Here is a 19,278-nt window from a genome sequence, read left to right as displayed (position 1 = left end):
TTTCGCACTAACGATATACTCACAGAAAGTAAAAAAGAGTAAACAATAGGGAAGACAAGCGCCTACTATGGTGTCGCTTGGTCGGTGAAGCTAGAGTAATTTCAGAAACAGTGTTCGTTAACCTGTTGGCCTTATCGATCAGGAGACAGGTGATGTGTGACTCTACCGACAACACTAAAGACCTTTTAAGCAAGCGCCGTTCACGCCGCCAAGTACTGGCTAGTCTGGGTTTAGGTGCAGCTGCCCTTTACGTTGCGCCTACCTTGTTATCAATGGGGCAGGCCGAAGCCCGGGAGCATCGTCATTCGCGCCCAAGTCGCTCACGGCCTAGCTATTCGCGTCCTAGCTACTCTCGCCCTCATTATTCTCGACCTCATTACTCTCGGCCGCACTATTCGCGTCCCCGTTACTCCCGGCCTGATTATTCCAGAGCGCGCCATTCTCATCAGCATCATTCACGCCATGGCCATGGCTATCCTGAGCGTTATTACTCTCGGCCCCAGCGCTCACGTTGGGAGCGCGACGGCGTCATTGAAATTCGCCTAAGCCGTGTGCTGCCGCGCTGGTAAGGGAACGGCTATGCCGAGCCACCATCAAGATTATACGCTCGAAGGCGTTGGGCCTTGCCTTCGGTTAGTGAATGCCGACGAGTTGCTGCCCGTCCTAACAGCCGCCATGCCAGGCTGGCCCTTGACGCCTTGCGCCGCGCAAACCCAATCGCCGGAGATCTGCGTATGGCGGCACCCGCAAGGGTGTTGGCAAGAGGCGCCCGCGCTTCCTGAAGGAGCGCTGCTGGACAGTGCGGTAGGAACTGCCTGTAGCGTTATCGCGGATGCGGCCGGCGCGTATTTTTATCGTCACCCGGAGTTAGTGGGTTTGCACTGCGGATCAGTGGAAATCAATGGCCAGCTAGTGATCTTTCCCGATACATACCGGGCGGGCAAAAGCACCTTAACCGCCGCCTTTGCTGCGGCCGGGCAGCGTGTGTTTGGCGATGATGTGCTGGCGCTCAACAAGCAAGGGGAAGGGATTGCGCTGGGCGTGGCACCTCGCTTGCGGCTACCGCTGCCTGACGCGATGTCTCTTGAGTTTCGTCAGTTTGTACAAACGCACCTTGGCCCCCAGGATGCCCGCTATGGTTACCTTCGTTTGGACAATACGCAGTTAGCTAGCCACGGCCAGCGCTGCCCGCTGGGGGCGATATTACTGATTGACCGCGATGAATCGCTAAACGAGCCCCAGCTTACCCGCCTTCAGCCAGGCGATGGGTTATGGCAGCTGTTACAGCAAAATTTTGCCGAGCACGAATCTGACCAGGCGCTGATCGAGCGCTTCTTGCCACTGCTTCAGGGCTTACCCTGTTTTCTGCTGCGCTACCGTGATGCCTTTGATGCAGTCCAGTGGCTCACGAAACGCTGGGGTAGTGACACCCTAGAGAGCTTGGCACCGGCCAGCCAGCCCCGTGGCGATACTCCTGACGTGATACCTGCCCTTGAGCCAACGGATGCGCGCCAGTGGCAAGCCAGTGAGGCAGCGTTTGAGTTTCCACTAGGCGACGAGCTATTTGTGATTGCCGAGGAGGGCGGCGCGATTCATCGGCTGAATACCACCAGGCGGGCCGCGTGGGCGCTGTTGAATCACGAACCGCTGGATCTGGAATCCGTGAGTGACACGCTCACAGGCTTTTTTGCAGGCGCAAAATTTGAGCAGGTTCGCCAAGACATCGCTCAGCTACTCGCGCAGTTCTATCACGCTGGATTAATTAAAGACGTTAACGCTTAGCGCCAGTGATCTCGCCATGCTTTGAGCACTCGCTCCGGGTACCACGTCTTCCCCAGGCTGCCGTTATAGCGAGCGAGAGCGCGGGTAAAGTCGCCCCGTTCGATGGCAAGGTAGTGGGCTAAAATCGTGCACCCATAGCGCAGGTTGCGGTTGGGTTCGGAAAGGTCGTCCATGGGCAGGCCAAGCTCAGCGACCCAAAAAGGCATGATCTGCATGAGACCTACCGCGCCCGCCGAGGAGACCGCATCGGCATTAAAGGCGCTCTCGACCTGGATTAACGCCAGCACCAGCTCAGGCGGTAACCCGGCCAGTCGGGCCTCTTGGTAGAGTCGAGTGAGTAAGGTGTGGCGTTGTTCAGGCGAGGCGACAAAGCGGGAAAGCGGCGCATCCATACGGCTGCGCCACTGCTGTAACTGCCACTGAACGTAGGGCGTTTGTGGGTCGGATGCCTCCAGCGTGGGGCGTAGGGCAGGCTCGGCTACGCTTGGCGCGGGGTGGGCAGCCACCATTATGCTGCCCACCAGCGCCCACTTCACGTACCGAGGCGACAAACGCCAACAAAGGAGTGCTCAGTGACATACCTGCCGATTACTCGGCGCTAACAAGGCCCGCTTGTTCACGCAGGAAGTCGACAATCTTGTCGGCAGGAATCATAGTGGCTTCGCTATCGCGACGGCCTTTGTACTCCAGTTCGCCGTTGTCTAGGCCACGGTCGCCAATCACCAAACGGTGTGGGACGCCCATCAGTTCCAGGTCGGCAAACTTCACGCCAGGGCGAGTGTCACGGTCGTCCAGCAGTACGTCTAAACCAGCGGCGGTCAGCGTTTGGTAGAGGCGCTCGGACTCTTCACGCACGCGCTGTGACCTATGCGCGTTCATCGGTACTAGCGCGACCTGGAAAGGTGCGATGGCATTGGGCCAAATAATGCCAGACTCATCGTGGTTCTGTTCAATCGCCGCCGCCACCACGCGGGTCACGCCAATGCCGTAGCAGCCCATCCACGGGTGGCTGGTTTTGCCGTTGTCGCCCAGCACGCTGGCATTCATCGCTTCGGAGTACTTCTGGCCAAGCTGGAACACGTGGCCGACTTCGATGCCGCGCTTGATCGAGAGCGTGCCTTGGCCATCGGGTGACGGGTCGCCTTCTACGACGTTACGCAGGTCAGCGACCTGAGGCAGAGCCGCATCACGCTCCCAGTTGATGCCGAAGTAGTGCTTGCCATCGACGTTGGCACCCGCGCCGAAGTCGCTCATTAAGGCAACGCTGCGGTCGATGATAATCGGCATTTTTAAACCGACTGGGCCTAAAGAGCCCGGGCCTGCACCCACGGCGGCACGAATTTCCTCTTCGCTGGCCATGGACAGCGGGGCTTTCACCTGAGGCAGGTTTTCCGCTTTGACTTCGTTGAGTTCGTGGTCGCCGCGTACCAGCAGTGCAATCAGGCCACCTTCCGCCGCGTGAACCATTAGCGTTTTGACGGTTTTCTCAATGGGCAGCTTGAACTGCTCTACCAGCGTGGCGATGGTTTTGGCATCCGGTGTATCAACCAAACGCATCTCTTCGCTGGGGGCCGCGCGCTCGACGTTGCTGCCCAGCGGCGCGGGCAGCGCTTCGGCTTTTTCGATGTTAGCAGCGTAATCAGACGCGTTGGAGAACACGATATCGTCTTCGCCGGAGTCGGCCAGCACGTGGAATTCGTGAGAGCCCGTGCCGCCAATAGAGCCGTTATCAGCAATCACCGGGCGGAAGTCGAGGCCCAGGCGCGTGAAAATACGCGAATAGGCGTCGTACATGCCTTGGTAAGTCTCTTTGAGCGAGGCTTCGTCCAGGTGGAAGGAGTAGGCATCTTTCATGATGAACTCACGCGAGCGCATCACGCCAAAGCGCGGGCGAATCTCATCACGGAATTTGGTTTGAATCTGGTAGAAGTTCACCGGCAGCTGCTTGTAGCTGGCGATCTCTTTGCGCACCAGGTCAGTGATGACTTCTTCATGAGTCGGGCCCACGCAGTAATCGCGGTCATGGCGATCTTTTAAACGCAGCAGCTCAGGGCCGTACTGTTCCCAGCGGCCAGACTCCTGCCACAGGTCGGCGGGTTGAACGGCAGGCATCAATACTTCTTGGGCTCCTGCACGGTTCATCTCTTCACGCACGATGGCTTCAACTTTGCGCAGGGTACGCAGCCCCAGTGGCAGCCAGGTGTACAGGCCCGAGGTGAGACGGCGGATCATCCCGGCGCGCAGCATTAACTGGTGGCTGATAACTTCAGCGTCGGCCGGGGTTTCTTTTAATGTCGCAATCAATAATTGGCTGGCGCGCATGGGCGTGAGCATTCCTTGGTTGGTAGCGGTGATGCTGAATCGTTGTGTCGAACGTAGCGCTTAATTGAGCGTTGAATTCGGCATTGTACGGCTAAGCGGGTAAGGCGGCAAAATCCTTACTAGGCTGCCAAGCGTGTGCTGATCTTGAAGTGTGCTAGAATCAAGCTGCTTTTGATGCGATAGCCCTTGATTTGAACATAATAAGCGCGACGATATTGGCTATCGGTACGTTAAGATTTCGAGGGAACCTCCATGCAGCAAGCAGTTCGCCGTTGGTTAACGGGGGCCGTTGTAGGTGTCTCCATTGTGGCATTAAGCGGTTGCGGTACCATGTTTTACCCTGAACGTAAGGGGCAGTTGAGCGGTGATGTTGACCCGGTGGTGGCGATTGCCAATGGCGTGGGTTTGCTGTTTTTCATCGTTCCAGGTGTGATTGCCTATGCCGTGGATTTCTCTAATGGCACTATCTACCTGCCCAGCGCGAGTAGCGCATCGGTGGATATTCACCATTTAGACGACGCTATGGATATGGCTTCATTAGAGAAGCTGCTGTCAGATAAAGCGGGCCAGCCGGTGAGCTTGGAGAACGAGCTGCTGGTGATTGAAGAGATGGGCAGCTTGGATGAAGCGCTGGCCATGGTTCGGATGTCGGGCGTGCTGGATGAAGAGCGGCTGGCCACGATGTAGAGGGTTAGCGTCTTTATCTGAACGGACGTCTTAAACGCCCCTGGCAGGTTAACCTGCCAGGGGCGTTTATGTATGGCCGCACAGCTTTTAGGATGTTGCTTTCGCTGTGGTGATTTTCAATACCGCTAAGCCAGCCACCAAGCCCCAAAAGGCTCCTCCGATCCCCAGCAGCGTAATGCCCGAACCGGTTAGCAAAAACGTCACGATGGCCGCATCGCGCTGTTCGCTTTTTTCAAATGCGCCTGCTAAGCCACCGCTTAGAGTACCCAGCAGCGCAATACCTGCCAGTGCCAAGACGAGTGCGCTGGGCAGGGCGTTAAATATGCCGGTCACCGTTGCCCCAAAAATACCCATGGTTATATAGAAAATGCCTGCGGCAACGCCTGCGGTATAGCGCCGTTTGGGGTTGGGATGAGCATCCGGCCCCATGCACACGGCGGCGCTAATAGCGGCCATATTGAGCGCGTAACCACCAAACGGTGCGAGCAGCAGCGTAGCGCCGCCTGTCCAGGCGATCAGCGGCGAGCTGTTGGGATGGTAGCCTGCCGCCCGCAGTACCGCCACGCCGGGTAGATTTTGAGTTGCCATAGTGATCACGAACAGCGGTACGCCAATACTCAGCAGCGTCATTGGGTTGAACGCGGGGGCAGTAAAAACCGGGAGCGTGGGCGTGAGTGGTATACCTTGCGTGCTGATTTGGCCTTGCAACAGGGCAACAGCCACGCCGGTGAGCAGGACGCCGGGCACTGCCAGCGTGGGCCATAAACGCCTGCCTGCCACCCAGGCGGCCAGCATTGCTAGCGGCAGCAGCCACTGACGCTCCATCACGTTAAAAAGCTCAAGTCCAAAGCGCAGCAGAATACCGGCTAGCATGGCGGAGGCAATGGCGCTGGGAATGTGGCGCATCAAGCGCTCGAACAGCCCCGTGACGCCGCATAAGGTGATCAGTAGCGCCGAGAACAGAAACGCGCCGATAGCTTCCTCGATGGGAATGCCGGGAAGGCTCGTCGCCAGAAACGCCGCTCCCGGTGTCGACCACGCCGTTAATAGCGGCATCCGGTAGCGCAGCGATAGCCCCAGCGAGGTCAGGCCCATCCCAATGCCTAGCGCCCACAGCCATGAACTGATTTGTGCGGTGCTGGCACCGGCGGCCGCTGCGGCTTGGAAGATAATTGCCGCTGAACTGGTATAGCCAATCACCACGGCGACGAAGCCCGCAATGACCGTAGACAAACTAATATCGCGCCAAAGACTGGGCGCAGCGGAGTCGTGGCAGGTGGATGGCGCTTCCATGGGTGGCCTCTCCCAAGCGGTGATGGCAAAATGTGCGTTATAGCGCACAATCGCCACGTTACCACTGTGCGTTATAGCGCACAATAGGGGCTGCAGGCTGTGTCACATATCCAAAGCGGTAGTCAGGAGAAGCCAATGGCCAGTGAGCCACACACCATTGCGGAACATATTGCGGGGACGATGCGGCAACTGCGCAAAGAGCGTGGCTGGAGCCTGGATCGTGCTGCCGGTGAAACCGGGGTGAGCAAAGCCATGCTCGGCCAGATCGAACGGGGCGAGTCCAGCCCGACGGTCTCGACGCTCTGGAAGATTGCCAGCGGCTTTCGGGTGTCGTTTTCGACGCTGTTCGATAGCGACAAGCCCGCATTAGGGGAGCTGCACCGGGATGGCTGGGAGTCGGTATGGGGCGACGACAGCGCCGGTATGCAGGCGCGGCTGCTGTTTCCTTACGACCCGCTGCTGGGCTTCGAGATGTTCATGATCGAGCTCGCCCCTGGGGCGCTCAGTGAATCGTCGGCCCACGCCAGCGGGGTGGTGGAGCACATCGTGGTGGTGGAAGGAGAGATGGAGCTGCGTATTGACGAGCGCTGGCAAACGCTTCGGGCAGGCGAGGGGCTGCGCTTTTTTGCTGATCGGCCCCACGCCATGCGTAATAACACCGCGACGCGATTACGCTTTCACGACGTGATTCACTACTTGCCCGGCGCGGCCTCTGGCACTTGAGCGCGTAGCCAGTTGAGCTCATCGGCCCAGATCTCGGGTTCGATGGTCTCTAAAATCATCGGAATGCCGTGGATGCGCTCGTCTTGCATAATGGTGCTAAAGGCATCCAGCCCGATATTGCCCTTACCCAGGCTGTGGTGGCGGTCAACGCGGCTGGCAAAGGCGCTTTTGGCATCGTTCAAATGCATGCCGCGCAAGTACTCAAAACCTACGACCTTGCCAAGCTCATCTAGGGTGGCCTGTGTCGCGTCGCGGGTGCGGAGATCGTACCCGGCAGCGAAAGCGTGGCAGGTATCGATACACACGCCCACCCGGGATTTATCCTCTACCTGATCGATAATTTCGGCCAAGTGCTCAAAACGCCAGCCGAGGTTGGTGCCTTGGCCCGCGGTGTTTTCGATCACGGCGGTCACGCCCTGGGTGTCAGCCAGCGCTTCATTGATGGAGTCGGCAATGCGCGCCAGGCACTCGGCTTCGCTGGTCTTGTTCAGGTGGCTGCCTGGATGGAAGTTGAGCAACGTCAGCCCTAGCTGCTCGCAGCGCTGCATCTCATCCAAAAACGCCGCGCGGGACTTGGCTAGCCCTTCAGCTTCTGGGTGACCCAGGTTAATCAGATAGCTGTCGTGGGGCAGAATCTGCTCAGGGCCAAAGCCGTGGGTTTTGCAGGCCTGCTTGAAGGCCGAAATGGCCTCGTCCGTTAGCGGTTTCCCTTTCCACTGACGCTGGTTTTTGGTGAACAGCGCAAACGCCGTTGCACCGATATCAACAGCACGAAGGACGGCCTGATCCGCGCCGCCCGCCGCGCTAACGTGCGCACCAAGATAGTTCATCGTTCTCCTTATCATATTGTCCCAGCGACGTTGCCCCAGTGTCATTGCTTAAGTTTAAGCAGGTTAAACAGGTTAAGCGGGCTGGCCTGCGCATTTGCGGTTGTCTAGGTAGCGTTTAAAGGCAGCAGGTTCATCGGTAATGGCGCTGGCAATGCCCCAGGCCCAGCGGCTATCAAACGCGCTGGGGTCGTTGGCGGTGTAGCAAAGAATTTGGTAGCCGTCGCGGCACATGGCGGCGGCCTGGGTCTGTTTGAGCCGCGGCCAATGAGGGTGAATACTAAACGCCTCGACCGCTTCGCACTGTTCGCGCCAGTTTTTGGGCACACTGCCAAACAGCGCGCCTAACGCCAGGGCCTCTTTAGGGGCATGTTGGCGGCAGTGGGCTAAGGCTACGGGGTCGAACGACGAGATCACTAGCCGCTCAGGGGGGAGGGCGGCTAGAACAGCAGGCAAGACCACGTCCACCAAACGGATGGGGTCACGCCCTTTGTTGACCTTGATTTCTAAGTTAACGCCCATCTCCAGCTCGTTTAGAAGGGCGAGCATAGCCTCCAGGCTGGCCATCTTTTCCCCCGCAAAGCGGTCACCAAACCAACTGCCCACATCTAACTGCTGTGCCTGTTGCCATGTCAGGTTGGCGAGCTCGCCACGGCCATCTGAGCAGCGGCGAACGTCGCCATCGTGCCACATGACCGGTGTATCATCCTTCAGCAGCTGTACATCCAATTCCACCCAGGTTGCGCCTGCTTGGTGGGCGGCGCGTACGGCTGCCAGGGTGTTTTCGGGCGCGGCAGCGGAGTAGCCGCGGTGGGCGATGAGCGTGGGGACAGAAATTGCGGGATGGGTCATAGCCACTCCGTGTAGTGGTCGCCAATTGAGCGTCATGAAGCACAATGTTGCCAAGTTTAGCATGGGTGCATGACGACGACGTGTCGGCCTAGTGAGCTAATGGCTTGATTAATGACGCCCAACGCGGTTGGATAGCGCGCAGGGTATGTCCAATAATTAACAACAGGAGTGTCATTGATGTCTAAGCGTATACAACTTGCTAACACTGGTGGGTCAGAGGTATTGGAGTGGGTCGATGTCGAACCTGCCGCTCCCGCTGCCGGTGAAGTGCGCATCGCTAACAAAGCGGTGGGGCTGAATTTTATCGATATCTACTTCCGTACGGGACTTTACCCTGCGCCCGCCATGCCAACAGGGCTAGGCACCGAAGGCGCGGGCATTGTGGATGCGGTCGGTGAGGGCGTCACGCATCTCAAAGTGGGTGACCGGGTGGCTTACGCCCAAGGCCCGCTGGGCGCATACCGCCGAACTGCACACGCTGCCTGCGTCCAAAGTCGTCAAGCTCCCGGATTTTATCGATTTTGAAACCGCTGCCGCTAGCCTGCTAAAAGGCTTAACGGTGCAGTATCTGCTGCGTCAAACCTATGAGCTTAAAGGCGGTGAGACCATTCTGTTCCACGCGGCGGCCGGGGGCGTTGGCTCTATTGCCTGCCAGTGGGCTAAAGCGCTGGGCGTGAAGCTGATCGGTACGGTTAGCTCTCAGGAAAAAGCCGACCTAGCCATGGCCAACGGTGCATGGGCGACCATCAACTACACCGAAGAGAACGTGGTGGAGCGTGTGCGCGAGCTGACCAACGGCGAGATGTGTGACGTGGTGTATGACTCGGTGGGTAAAGACACCTGGGAAATGTCGCTGGACTGCTTGAAGCCCCGCTCGCTGATGGTGAGTTTCGGCAACTCTTCTGGCCCAGTGGATGGCGTGAATATCGGTATTTTGAACCAAAAAGGCGCGCTGTTTGTGACTCGCCCAAGCCTGAACGGCTACGCCGACACCCGTGAAGCGCCTAGAGATGATGTGCGACGAGTTTTTCGCCATGATTGAGAGCGGCAAAATCAAAATTGACGTGGCCAACCGCTACCCGCTGCAAGACGCCGGTAAGGCTCAGGATGCGCTACAGAGCCGTAAAACTACCGGTTCTACTATTTTATTGCCGTGATAATGGTACTAGAGATGATCGGAATCATCCCGTAGCGGGGGTCTTTCGCCATGGATGGCGAAAGTAGCGTCCATGGAAGGATTCACAGCGCCCCCGCCTAGGGTTGTTCCGATCTGATGACATTACTAAGCGACTGTTTAGGCAATCTCTATATACGCTCCCAACTGACGCATTCGGCTCTCAAAGCGGGTCACGTTATCGACCAGCTGGTCGGGGCCGAATGCCACGCACTCCGCCAAAATCGCTTCGCTGAGCGTAATTGCCGCTAATATCGACGGGAAAAAGTGCGGCGTAGCGTTGGCAACGGTAAACGTTACGCTGGCCCCCGGCACCAGCGGCGAGCGCAGCGTGTCGGTAATTACAATCGCCTGCACGCCGTTGGCGCGAGTAATCTCCAGCGCCTTCACCGTCTCGGCGCAGTAGGGTTCAAAGCCAAACGCCACTACCACATCCTGCTCGTTGAACGGGGCCAACTCGGTGAGCAAGCCTCCCTCCTGTCCGCGAATGAGCGTCACTTCCGGCATCGCAATGCGCCCCACGTAGGCAAAGTGGTACGCGCAGGCGAAGGTGTCGCGAAACCCGACCACGGCGACTCGCCGCGCGGCCAAGATTCGCTCGGCGGCCTCTTTGACGCGCGTTTGGTTATCCGCCGTAAACAGCCTGCCAATATTATCGAAGGCTGCGTCGCCTACCTCCGCAAACAGCGCCGCTTCTGGGTTTCTATGCTGCTGCTTCAACTGGCTGGCGCGGCCGGATAGCTCCACCGGCGCTGCCTGCACCGCCGATTGAAACACCTCCCGAAACGGCTCGTAGCTCTCGAACCCAAGCCGCTTGGCTAGCCTGACCAGGGTGGAGGGAGTGACGGATGCTGCCTGAGCCGTTTTGCGGATCGACTGAAACGCCATCTCAGCAGGATGTTCCAGCACATAGCTGGCGGCGCGCTTGAGCTGTGGGCTAAGCGCCGCGTAGCTCTCGGCTAGCTGCTGGTGAATGCTGTCCAGGCTGGTGGCGTGAGTGGCGTTGTCTGGCATGGCACCCTCTTTTATGAAAATAAAACATTTGTGCCAATGATAAATGTTTTTGCAACAGATGTATTGACGTCGTCCCAGCGACTACTCTATCGTTCAAAAAAACACATTCGTTTCTTTTTATTTAAAATAAAGAAACAAACGTTTCGTTAAGTTTTGACGACTGATCCGAGGAGGTTAGAAAAAGCACCATGTCTGCTGACGTTACTGCGCTGCCCAATTATGAAACGCTGCTGGTCACTCTGGATGCCCGCGTATTGACCGTGCGACTAAATCGCCCGCAGCGCCTCAACGCCGTTGTTGAGGCGCTCTACCAAGAGCTGCTGGATGTGCTGCGAATAGCACAGCAGTTGCCTCAGGTCCGGACGGTGGTGCTGACCGGTGAAGGGCGCGCGTTCTGTGTCGGTGCCGATATGAAGGCCCACGGCAGCGCTAAGCGCACGCTGTTTCAGCGCCGGACGTACTTGCAGCTAGGCAATGATGTGTGCGAGGCCATTACCAAACTCAGTAAGCCGGTGGTAGCTGCTGTGAACGGCTATGCGCTGGGGGCTGGCGCGGAAATAGCGGTCTCCTGTGATTTTATCGTGATGGCCAATGAGGCGCAGATTGGTTTTCCAGAAACCAGTATTGGCACTTGCGTGGGCGGCGGTGTTTCAAAACTACTGCCTCAACTGGTGGGGCTTACCCAAGCCCGGCGCTTGCTCTATTTAGGCGACAAACTTCATGGGCCAGAAGCCGCCAGGATCGGCTTGGCGCTGGCCAGCTACCCCCAAGCGCAGCTGATGGCCGAAGCGCAAACACTTGCCGAGCGGCTTGCCAAGCAGGCACCGGTTTCTATGGCGATGCTCAAGCCGCTGGTCAATCGCAGCGCCCATACCAGCATGGAGAGCCAGCTGCAGCAGGAGCTGGATGCGGTGTTTACCTGCTCCACCACCGACGACTGGCAAGAGGGGGTCGATGCCTTTGCCGAGCGGCGCCCGCCTAATTTTCAGGGCCAATGAGTGTGGGCTTAACCCTTAGAAACGAGCTCTGAATCAAGTCGTTGCGCACTTCTTTGTCAAACAGGTTACGCCATGAACACTATCGAAGGTCATCTTCCAGTCCGCAGCCCGCTGCACGACATCTTAGCCCCCACCGGCATTGCCATCGTTGGAGCCTCTGCAGACCCGACCAAGCGAGGCTATAAAGCCATGGTAGGGCTGATCAACGGCGGCTACCGGGGGAGCATCTACCCGATCAACCCAAAAGCCGATCATATTCTAGGTGTGAAGGCATGGCCCTCTATTGCCGAGATGCCGGGCAGCCCCGAACTTGCGCTGCTGTGTACGCCTGCCGCCACCGTACCTGCGCTGATTGCCGAGTGTGGCCGCCGTGGCGTGAAGGGGGCGGTGATTCTGGCCAGCGGGTTTGGCGAAACCGGTGAAGCGGGTGCGGCATTGGAGGCGCAAATGGTGGAGGCCGCCCGTGCCCACGGTGTGCGTATTATCGGCCCGAACACCTCAGGCATGTTTAACCTGCACCATCAGATTAACTTGCTGGCGCTGGATAACGTTAAGCCGGGTGATATTGGCATCGTGTCTCAATCCGGCAATATGCTGCTCTCCTTGGCGCTGGAGGCACAGCACAACGGGCAGGTGGGGTTTAGCACCTACGTTGGCCCGGGCAATCAGAGTGATATCGGCTTTAACGATTACCTGCGCTACCTAGGGGAAGACGAGCACACGCGTGTGGCGACGCTCTACGTGGAAGGCTTCCGTGATGGGCAGCAGTTTCTGAAAGTGGCCCGTGACGTGACCGCCATGAAGCCGGTGGTGGTGTATAAATCCGGTGCCACCGAGCAGGGCCAAAAGGCTGCCAGCTCTCATACCGGTGCGTTGGCCGGTAGTTACCAAATGACCGTCGATTTGTTGCGCCAGGCAGGCGTTAGCGTGGTGCAGTACTCCGATGAAATCCTGCCCGTGGCGGAAGGCTTGGGGCGGCTGCAAAAAGCCCCCGGTAAGCGCGTGGCGGTGATTTCTGACGGCGGCGGCCAAGCCACCATTGCCGCCGACCGGTTATCAGAGGCGGGCCTGACGCTGGCCGAGCTTTCTGACGCTACCCGCTCTGCACTGCGCGAGGTGTTACTGCCTCAGGCATCTACCCTTAACCCGGTGGACGTGGCGGGCTCCTCGGATGCGAACCCCTCGCTGCTGGCAAGCTGCATTGAGCTGGTGATGGCGGATGAAGGCGTCGATAGCGTCTTCCTGGTCGGCATGTTCGGCGGGTATAGCCTGCGCTTTGCGGAGTCGCTGATGGGCGACGAGATGCGTGGCGCGGAGCGCATGGTAGAGCTTGCTCAAGCCTCCGAGAAGCCGCTGGTGATTTACAGCCTCTACGCACCCATCAAGCCGCCTGCGCTGCGCCGTTTACACGAAGCCGGTTTGCCGGTGTATTCCTCGATTGAGCATGCAGTGCGCGTGCTTGCTGCCTTAGGTGAGCGAGGAGAGTACCTGGCCAGCCAACAAGTGCAGGAGACGATAGCGCCCGCCGCGCCATCGGAAACAGGCAAGGCCATGCTAAAAGCGGCCAAGGCGGAAGGGCGCGATTTACTGGAGTTTGAGGCGAAGGGGCTGCTGGCGGAACACGGTATCGCGGTGCCCGAGGAGTGGTTGGTGCGTCGTGAGGACGAACTCGCCGAGATCGCCCAGCGTACGCAGGGCAAGCCGCTGGCGATGAAGGTGGTCTCGAAAGATATTCTGCATAAATCCGACGCGGGCGGGGTCAAGCTAAACCTGGTGGGTGAAGCCCCACTGCGCGATGCCTTTCAGGCCATTCACTCAAACGCCCAGGCTTACGATCCGAACGCCCAGATAGAGGGCGTGCTGGTCACGCCAATGGCGGAGAAGGGCGTTGAGGTGATTATCGGCATGCTCCGCGACCCGATTTTCGGCCCGGTGCTGATGTTTGGCTTGGGCGGTATCTTTGTGGAGGTGCTTGAGGACGTAGCCTTCCGCTCGCTGCCGCAGACCCTGCGCGACGCGCAGTCCATGGTCGATCAACTCAAAGCGCAAAAAGTGCTGGCGGGAGTACGCGGGGCGGCGGGTGTCGATAAGCAGGCGCTGGTGTCACTGCTGATGCAGGTATCCCAATTGGTGGAGGCCTACCCGGAGATTTGCGAGCTAGACTTGAACCCGGTGATTGCCTACCCAGAAGGTCATTCTGCCGCTAACTATGCCATCGTCGATGCACGAATCATCGTGGAGCGCCAATCATGAGCCAAACGCTACCTGAATTAACCGACGCTACCCTAACGCTGGAAAACCGTGTGGCAACCTCACGCTTAACCGCCACGACGTGCGCAATGCGCTTACCGGCACGGCGCTGGTGGATGATATCGTCGCCACCGCCGCATGGGTGAACCGTTGCCAGGATGTTTCAGTGTTGGTGATCACAGGGGCGGGTAGCGCTTTTTGCGCGGGTGGCAATGTAAAAGACATGGCCGAACGCTGCGGCGATTTTGCGGGGGATGTAGCCGAAGTCGCTGAGCGCTACCGCACGGGGATTCAGCGAATGCCCCTGGCGCTTCATCAGGTAGAAGTGCCCATCATCGCCGCCGTGAACGGGGCAGCGATTGGTGCCGGGTTTGATTTGGCCAACATGGCCGATCTGCGTATTGCGTCCCGTAAGGCGAGTTTTGGGGAGACGTTTCTCAACCTAGGCATTATCCCCGGCGATGGCGGGGCGTGGTTTATGCAGCGCCAAATTGGTTACCAGCGTGCCTTTGAGCTAACCCTTTCAGGCCGGGTTATCAGCGCTGATGAAGCGCTTGCCTACGGTGTAGTGCTGGAAGTCGTGGAGCCGGAGCAACTGATGGAAGCCGCTCTGGCCCATGCCAACCGCATCGTGGCCCAGCCGCCGAAAGCGACACGCCTCACCAAGCGGCTCATGAAAATGGCCACGGATATGGAGCTACATCCGTTTCTGGATGTGTGCGCCGTTTTCCAAGGCATGTGCCACAACGAGCCGGAACATCTAGAAGCCGTCGAGCGGTTACTGGCACGAATGAAACGCTAACCCGCGCGCTATTTTTCCCTATTTTTCAGTGCTTGTACGGCTGTATAGTCATCGCCTAATGTGATGCTGAACACTCCACGCTTTCCGTGTCAGGGAAGAGGAGCGACAACATAGGGAGATGGCACGCGAATGACTCTGGAAAGTTTAGGACTGACCCCCAGCACGCTGGTGTTTATCGTGCTGGGGCTCACGCTAGTGGCCTTTATCTGGGGCCGGTTTCGTTATGATTTGGTGGCTTTGGCGGCCCTGCTAGGTTCCGTAATGCTCGGGCTGGTGCCAGCGGATGAAGCCTTTGCAGGCTTTGGCCATCCTGCAGTGATTACCGTGGCAGCGGTGCTGGTGTTAAGCCGTGGCTTTGAGCGCTCTGGCGTGGTGGATGTCATCGCCAATCAGGTGCTCAAAGTGGGTGAGCGCTTAATGCTGCAACTGCTCGTACTGGTGGGTACTGTCGTTGTGCTGTCCGGTGTGATGAAGAACGTAGGGGCGCTGGCGCTGCTGCTGCCGGTGGCAATGCGGCTTGCCCGTGAACACAATACGTCTCCTTCGCTGCTGCTAATGCCCTTGGCGTTTGGCTCTCTGCTGGGAGGGCTGACCACGCTGACTGGTACGCCTCCCAATATTATTATTTCTGCCTACCGGGGAAATATCACCGGTGAGAACTTTGGCATGTTCAGCTTCTCGCCCGTCGGGATTGTGGTCGCACTGGCTGGTTTGGCGTTTATTGTGCTGGTGGGGTGGCGTCTAACGCCTAAACGCAGCGGTCAAGCGGCGGCAGACGATATGTTTGATACCGCGAATTATCTGGTAGAACTCAACGTTACCAAAGACTCTAAAGCCAACGGCCTTACCCTGCAGCAACTGCGCGACGAGCTGGATGAGACCATCCCAGTCTTGGCGGTCGTTCGGGAAGATAACCGCCGGGCGGGCTATCAGTTTCATGGGGTGCTCCAAGAGGGCGATATCCTCTTGCTGGAAGCAGGGCCCGATGAGCTAAAACTGCTGGAAGACAAAGTAGGCCTAAGCGCCATCGCTGAGCCCGAAGAGCCAGAGGAGGAGCAGGAGCAGGAAACTGACGCTAAGAAGGACGATGAGCGCCAACCGGTCGATACTGAAGGCCTGCAGCTCATTGAAGCCGTTGTCCGCAATGATTCGATGATGATCAATCGCAGCGTCCGGCAGCTTCGCCTCAACCATCAGTTTGGTTTGCATTTAGTGGCCGTGGCCCGAGATGGTGGTCGCTTGAAGCAACGCCTGCGGGATATCCGTTTCCAAACGGGTGACGTGTTGCTGCTGCAAGGCAGTGAAAACGAAATCACCGACAGTTTATCGAGCCTAGGGTGCCTGCCGCTGGCCAGCCGAGAGCTGCATTTAGGCCAGCCGCGTAAGCTGGCTATTTCGGTGGGTATTTTCGCGCTAGCGATTGGCGCGATGCTGTTTGATCTTTTGCCCGCGGCTGTTGCGATGAGCACGGCGGCGCTAGTATCGCTGCTGATTGGCGTGCTGCCGCTAAGGGATGGCTACCAGGCTATTGATGGTCCGGTGATTGTGCTGCTTGCCGCCATGTTGCCAGTGGGCGAAGCGCTGGAGACCAGCGGCGGTGCTGATATCATTGCCGATGCGCTGCTGCGGTTTGGCGTAGAGTGGCCGATTGTCGTTTCCTTGGTGGGGCTGTTCTGCTCTCCATGCTCCTCTCCAACGTGGTAAACAACGCGGCAGCGGCTCTACTTATGGCGCCGATTGCGGCGAGCCTCGCCAACGGCTTCGATGCCTCGCTGGACCCGTTTTTGATGGTGGTAGCCGTCAGCGCCTCCTGTGCGTTTTTAACCCCGATTGGACACCAGTCGAATACCCTGGTGCTGGGCCCCGGGGGGTACCGGTTTGGAGATTACTGGAAACTGGGGTTGCCGCTTTCGCTTGTGGTGATGGCCGTAGCCATTCCCGCGATTTTGTGGGTGTGGCCGCTCTAACATAGCCTAAAGTAATGGCAGCACCTGGCCTGTTCGAATGTTCGCGCTATTAGATTCCGAAAATTTTGCTAATCTATAACGCACATAGACCAACAAATATCGAACAGGCCGGGCTTATGAACCAACAGTACCGCCAGGATGCCATCGTCGAACTGGTTCGCCAGCACGGCTATATGAGCATTGAGCAGCTCACTGAACACTTCGCGGTGACGCCGCAAACCATTCGCCGTGACTTAAATACACTGGCCAACGAAGGCCGCGTGCGCCGGGTTCACGGCGGCGTTGGGATAGAGTCCAGCACCGTTAACACTGCTTACAGCACCCGTAAAACCCTGCACTTAGAAGAGAAAGAGCGCATTGCCCGTTGCTTGGCGCAGCACATTCCTCACCACGCATCGCTGTTCATTAATATCGGTACCAGTAACGAGATGATTGCCCAGGCGCTTTTAGAGCATCAGGGGCTGGAGATTATTACCAACAACCTGAATGTGGCCGCCATCCTGCAGCATAAAGAGGACTTCACCGTGATCATCGCGGGCGGGCAGGTACGCTCACGGGATGGCGGTATTATCGGCGAGGCCACCATCGACTTTATTAATCAGTTCAAGGTGGATTACGGCATCATCGGGATCAGCGGCATCGACGAGGATGGCTCGCTGCTGGAGTTCGACTATCAAGAGGTGCGCGTTGCCCAGGCGATCATTGCCAACTCCCGCCGGGTGTATCTAGCCGCCGACTACTCGAAATTCCACCGTAATCCGGTGGTGCGTCAGGGCAATATCTCACAGTTGGATGCGCTGTTTACCGACCGTAAGCCCCCCGAGGCGATTCAACGGCTGCTCACCCAACACGATGTAGCGCTGCACATTGCTTAGCGCCTGCTACAACAGCGCTTAGGGGTGCTTTGGCTAAGGTGGCAGAGTGTCATACTTGAGCATTCCAGACGCCTGGAGTAGCCTTGAATGATAATAAAACGAAACAAAACAGACAAAATCGAAAGATCCTACAACAAAGTGAACGCGATATGTCCTCCTTTATTCTCGCCATCGATCAAGGCACGACCAGCTCCCGCGCGATTCTGTTTGACCGCCAAGGCCAAATAGCGGCAGTTGCCCAGCAAGAGTTTCCTCAACACTTTCCGCAAGATGGGTGGATTGAACACAATCCCGAAGACATTTGGGATTCAGTGATTGCCACCTGCCGCGAAGTGTTAAGCAAAGCCAAGATAACGCCAGAACAAGTGGATGGCGTAGGCATTACTAACCAACGTGAAACTACCGTGGTGTGGGGCCGCGCCACCGGTAAGCCGCTTTACAACGCCATTGTGTGGCAAGACCGGCGCACCTCCGAGCGCTGTCAGGCGCTACGTGACGAGGGCCACACCGAGGCCGTGCAGGCCAAAACCGGCCTGTTGATTGACCCGTATTTTTCAGCGACTAAACTTGCCTGGATACTCGATAACGTAGAAGGGGCGCGCGAACGCGCCGCCAGGGGCGAGCTGGCGTTTGGCACCGTCGATAGCTTCTTGATGTGGCGCTTGACCGATGGCAAGCAGCACGTGACCGATGCCACCAATGCCTCGCGCACGGCGCTGTTTAATATTCATAACCAAACTTGGGATGACGAGCTGCTGGCACTGTTTAACGTGCCCGCCAATATGCTCCCCGAGGTGAAAGATTCAAGCGACGATTTTGGCACCGTGGAAGCCCACTGGCTGGGTGCGCCACTGCCGATTGCAGGGGTGGCGGGCGACCAGCAGGCGGCGCTTGTTGGGCAGGCGTGCTTTAAACCCGGTATGGGTAAAAGCACTTACGGTACTGGCTGTTTTATGATCGTGAACACCGGGGAAACAGCCTCGGTATCGCGTAATCGCCTGCTGACCACCATTGGCTACCGCATTAACGGCAAGCCCACCTATGCCATGGAGGGCAGCATCTTTGTGGCGGGAGCAACGGTGCAGTGGCTACGAGATGGTTTGAACCTGTTTGCCGATGCCTCTGAAACCGAAGCGCTGGCCCAGAAAACCCGCAGCGGCCACAGCGTTTATTTGGTGCCAGCCTTTACCGGGCTAGGCGCGCCCCACTGGGACCCCAAAGCCCGTGGCGCGATTTTTGGCTTAACCCGCGATACTGGCATTGCCGAAATCGTTGCGGCGGGGCTGCAGGCGGTGTGTTACCAAACCCGCGACCTGCAGCACTGTATGAACGATGATATGGAGGCTGCACCGGGCAACCTGCGTGTCGATGGCGGCATGGTGAAGAACAGCTGGGTCATGCAGTTCTTGGCCGATATGCTCAATGTTCAGGTGGATCGCCCGACGATTCTAGAAACCACTGCGCTAGGGGCTGCCTATTTGGCCGGTTTACGCTTGGGTTGGTACGACACCTTAGAAGAGATCGAGCAGCTTTGGCGCTGCGAGCGAAGCTTTACGCCTACCATGGAAGAAGCTACTCGCGAAAAGCTCTATCAAGGCTGGCTAGATGCGGTTTCTCGAGTGCGCTCCAGCTAAATTTACGACAGTTGAGTAAGTCATGTAACGCCGCTACCGCATAGCGGCGCTTTTTATGGTGCGCCAGGCATGGCGCGC

Annotated in this window: 14 protein-coding genes and 3 pseudogenes; 11 read left to right on the top strand and 6 right to left on the bottom strand. The window is 57.9% G+C overall.

The genetic code is table 11. The features are described 5' to 3' along the window. Window positions 1-234: 234 nt before the first annotated feature. Window positions 235-546 carry a hypothetical protein gene (locus B4967_RS05605; RefSeq protein WP_161491475.1) on the top strand — a complete coding sequence of 104 codons (312 nt, stop codon included), beginning with the start codon at window positions 235-237 and terminating at the stop codon, window positions 544-546. A 33-nt stretch (window positions 547-579) separates the two neighbouring features. Further along, a complete protein-coding gene (locus B4967_RS05600) occupies window positions 580-1,782 on the top strand; it encodes a PqqD family protein (RefSeq protein ID WP_083024120.1) in 1,203 nt (400 codons plus the stop codon). On the opposite strand, the gene B4967_RS05595 is transcribed toward B4967_RS05600, so the two are convergent. Continuing rightward, window positions 1,779-2,291, bottom strand: a complete 513-nt coding sequence (locus B4967_RS05595; RefSeq protein ID WP_083024144.1) for a transglycosylase SLT domain-containing protein — start codon at window positions 2,289-2,291, stop codon at window positions 1,779-1,781. The two genes, B4967_RS05600 and B4967_RS05595, sit on opposite strands and share 4 nt — an antisense overlap. Before the next feature lie 79 nt (window positions 2,292-2,370). Then, window positions 2,371-4,104 (bottom strand): proline--tRNA ligase, encoded by a 1,734-nt coding sequence (locus B4967_RS05590; protein ID WP_083024118.1) that lies wholly within the window; start codon window positions 4,102-4,104, stop codon window positions 2,371-2,373. Window positions 4,105-4,356: 252 nt separating this feature from the next. Between B4967_RS05590 and B4967_RS05585 the strand changes: the two genes are divergently transcribed. Next, complete coding sequence (locus tag B4967_RS05585) at window positions 4,357-4,791, top strand: hypothetical protein (protein WP_083024116.1); 435 nt, start codon at window positions 4,357-4,359, stop codon at window positions 4,789-4,791. Between the two features lie 87 nt (window positions 4,792-4,878). Here the strand turns inward: B4967_RS05585 and B4967_RS05580 are convergent, their stop codons facing one another. Beyond that, a complete protein-coding gene (locus tag B4967_RS05580; protein ID WP_083024114.1) occupies window positions 4,879-6,084 on the bottom strand; it encodes a benzoate/H(+) symporter BenE family transporter in 1,206 nt (401 codons plus the stop codon). Window positions 6,085-6,219: 135 nt separating this feature from the next. Here B4967_RS05580 and B4967_RS05575 point away from each other — a divergent pair, with 135 nt between their 5' ends. Next, entirely contained in the window at window positions 6,220-6,807 is a 588-nt protein-coding gene (locus tag B4967_RS05575) for a helix-turn-helix domain-containing protein (protein WP_083024112.1), read from the top strand. Here B4967_RS05575 and nfo read toward each other — a convergent pair. After that, window positions 6,777-7,637: a deoxyribonuclease IV gene (gene nfo, locus B4967_RS05570; RefSeq protein WP_083024111.1), complete on the bottom strand. Its 861-nt coding sequence runs from the start codon at window positions 7,635-7,637 to the stop codon at window positions 6,777-6,779. The genes B4967_RS05575 and nfo overlap by 31 nt on opposite strands. A gap of 72 nt (window positions 7,638-7,709) precedes the next feature. Beyond that, entirely contained in the window at window positions 7,710-8,486 is a 777-nt protein-coding gene (locus B4967_RS05565; protein ID WP_083024109.1) for a glycerophosphodiester phosphodiesterase family protein, read from the bottom strand. Window positions 8,487-8,663: 177 nt separating this feature from the next. On the opposite strand from B4967_RS05565, the pseudogene B4967_RS05560 reads away from it, so the two are divergent. Continuing rightward, window positions 8,664-9,643 (top strand): annotated as a pseudogene (locus B4967_RS05560) (NADPH:quinone reductase). A 137-nt stretch (window positions 9,644-9,780) separates the two neighbouring features. Here B4967_RS05560 and B4967_RS05555 read toward each other — a convergent pair. Next, a complete protein-coding gene (locus B4967_RS05555; RefSeq protein WP_083024107.1) occupies window positions 9,781-10,674 on the bottom strand; it encodes a MurR/RpiR family transcriptional regulator in 894 nt (297 codons plus the stop codon). A 188-nt stretch (window positions 10,675-10,862) separates the two neighbouring features. Here B4967_RS05555 and B4967_RS05550 point away from each other — a divergent pair, with 188 nt between their 5' ends. The 6 genes and pseudogenes from B4967_RS05550 (at window position 10,863) to glpK (ending at window position 19,200) form a co-directional block, all read left to right on the top strand. After that, window positions 10,863-11,672, top strand: a complete 810-nt coding sequence (locus B4967_RS05550; RefSeq protein ID WP_083024105.1) for an enoyl-CoA hydratase/isomerase family protein — start codon at window positions 10,863-10,865, stop codon at window positions 11,670-11,672. 72 nt (window positions 11,673-11,744) lie between these two features. Beyond that, window positions 11,745-13,925, top strand: a complete 2,181-nt coding sequence (locus B4967_RS05545) for an acetate--CoA ligase family protein (protein WP_083024104.1) — start codon at window positions 11,745-11,747, stop codon at window positions 13,923-13,925. Then, window positions 13,922-14,724: pseudogene (locus B4967_RS05540) on the top strand (enoyl-CoA hydratase-related protein). Before B4967_RS05545 ends, B4967_RS05540 begins: the two are co-directional and overlap by 4 nt. Window positions 14,725-14,853: 129 nt before the next feature. Continuing rightward, window positions 14,854-16,691: pseudogene (locus B4967_RS05535) on the top strand (SLC13 family permease). A 116-nt stretch (window positions 16,692-16,807) separates the two neighbouring features. Further along, window positions 16,808-17,566: a DeoR/GlpR family transcriptional regulator gene (locus B4967_RS05530; protein ID WP_083024102.1), complete on the top strand. Its 759-nt coding sequence runs from the start codon at window positions 16,808-16,810 to the stop codon at window positions 17,564-17,566. Window positions 17,567-17,715: 149 nt separating this feature from the next. Then, complete coding sequence (gene glpK, locus B4967_RS05525; protein ID WP_083024101.1) at window positions 17,716-19,200, top strand: glycerol kinase GlpK; 1,485 nt, start codon at window positions 17,716-17,718, stop codon at window positions 19,198-19,200. Window positions 19,201-19,278: the final 78 nt, after the last annotated feature.

It is taken from the genome of Vreelandella lionensis, from assembly GCF_002087295.1.
GTDB classification, from domain to species: domain Bacteria; phylum Pseudomonadota; class Gammaproteobacteria; order Pseudomonadales; family Halomonadaceae; genus Vreelandella; species Vreelandella lionensis.
The sequence above is the reverse complement of the archived record's forward strand: the minus strand, read 5'-3'. Positions and strand labels throughout refer to the sequence as shown.

Bases quoted from the DNA above. Each gene is read 5' to 3' on its own strand.
- B4967_RS05595 (WP_083024144.1), bottom strand. From the start codon at position 2,291: ATGGTGGCTGCCCACCCCGCGCCAAGCGTAGCCGAGCCTGCCCTACGC.
- B4967_RS05530 (WP_083024102.1), top strand. From the start codon at position 16,808: ATGAACCAACAGTACCGCCAGGATGCCATCGTCGAACTGGTTCGCCAG.
- B4967_RS05585 (WP_083024116.1), top strand. From the start codon at position 4,357: ATGCAGCAAGCAGTTCGCCGTTGGTTAACGGGGGCCGTTGTAGGTGTC.
- B4967_RS05565 (WP_083024109.1), bottom strand. From the start codon at position 8,486: ATGACCCATCCCGCAATTTCTGTCCCCACGCTCATCGCCCACCGCGGC.
- B4967_RS05590 (WP_083024118.1), bottom strand. From the start codon at position 4,104: ATGCGCGCCAGCCAATTATTGATTGCGACATTAAAAGAAACCCCGGCC.
- B4967_RS05580 (WP_083024114.1), bottom strand. From the start codon at position 6,084: ATGGAAGCGCCATCCACCTGCCACGACTCCGCTGCGCCCAGTCTTTGG.
- B4967_RS05575 (WP_083024112.1), top strand. From the start codon at position 6,220: ATGGCCAGTGAGCCACACACCATTGCGGAACATATTGCGGGGACGATG.
- B4967_RS05600 (WP_083024120.1), top strand. From the start codon at position 580: ATGCCGAGCCACCATCAAGATTATACGCTCGAAGGCGTTGGGCCTTGC.
- B4967_RS05555 (WP_083024107.1), bottom strand. From the start codon at position 10,674: ATGCCAGACAACGCCACTCACGCCACCAGCCTGGACAGCATTCACCAG.
- B4967_RS05550 (WP_083024105.1), top strand. From the start codon at position 10,863: ATGTCTGCTGACGTTACTGCGCTGCCCAATTATGAAACGCTGCTGGTC.
- glpK (WP_083024101.1), top strand. From the start codon at position 17,716: ATGTCCTCCTTTATTCTCGCCATCGATCAAGGCACGACCAGCTCCCGC.
- nfo (WP_083024111.1), bottom strand. From the start codon at position 7,637: ATGAACTATCTTGGTGCGCACGTTAGCGCGGCGGGCGGCGCGGATCAG.
- B4967_RS05545 (WP_083024104.1), top strand. From the start codon at position 11,745: ATGAACACTATCGAAGGTCATCTTCCAGTCCGCAGCCCGCTGCACGAC.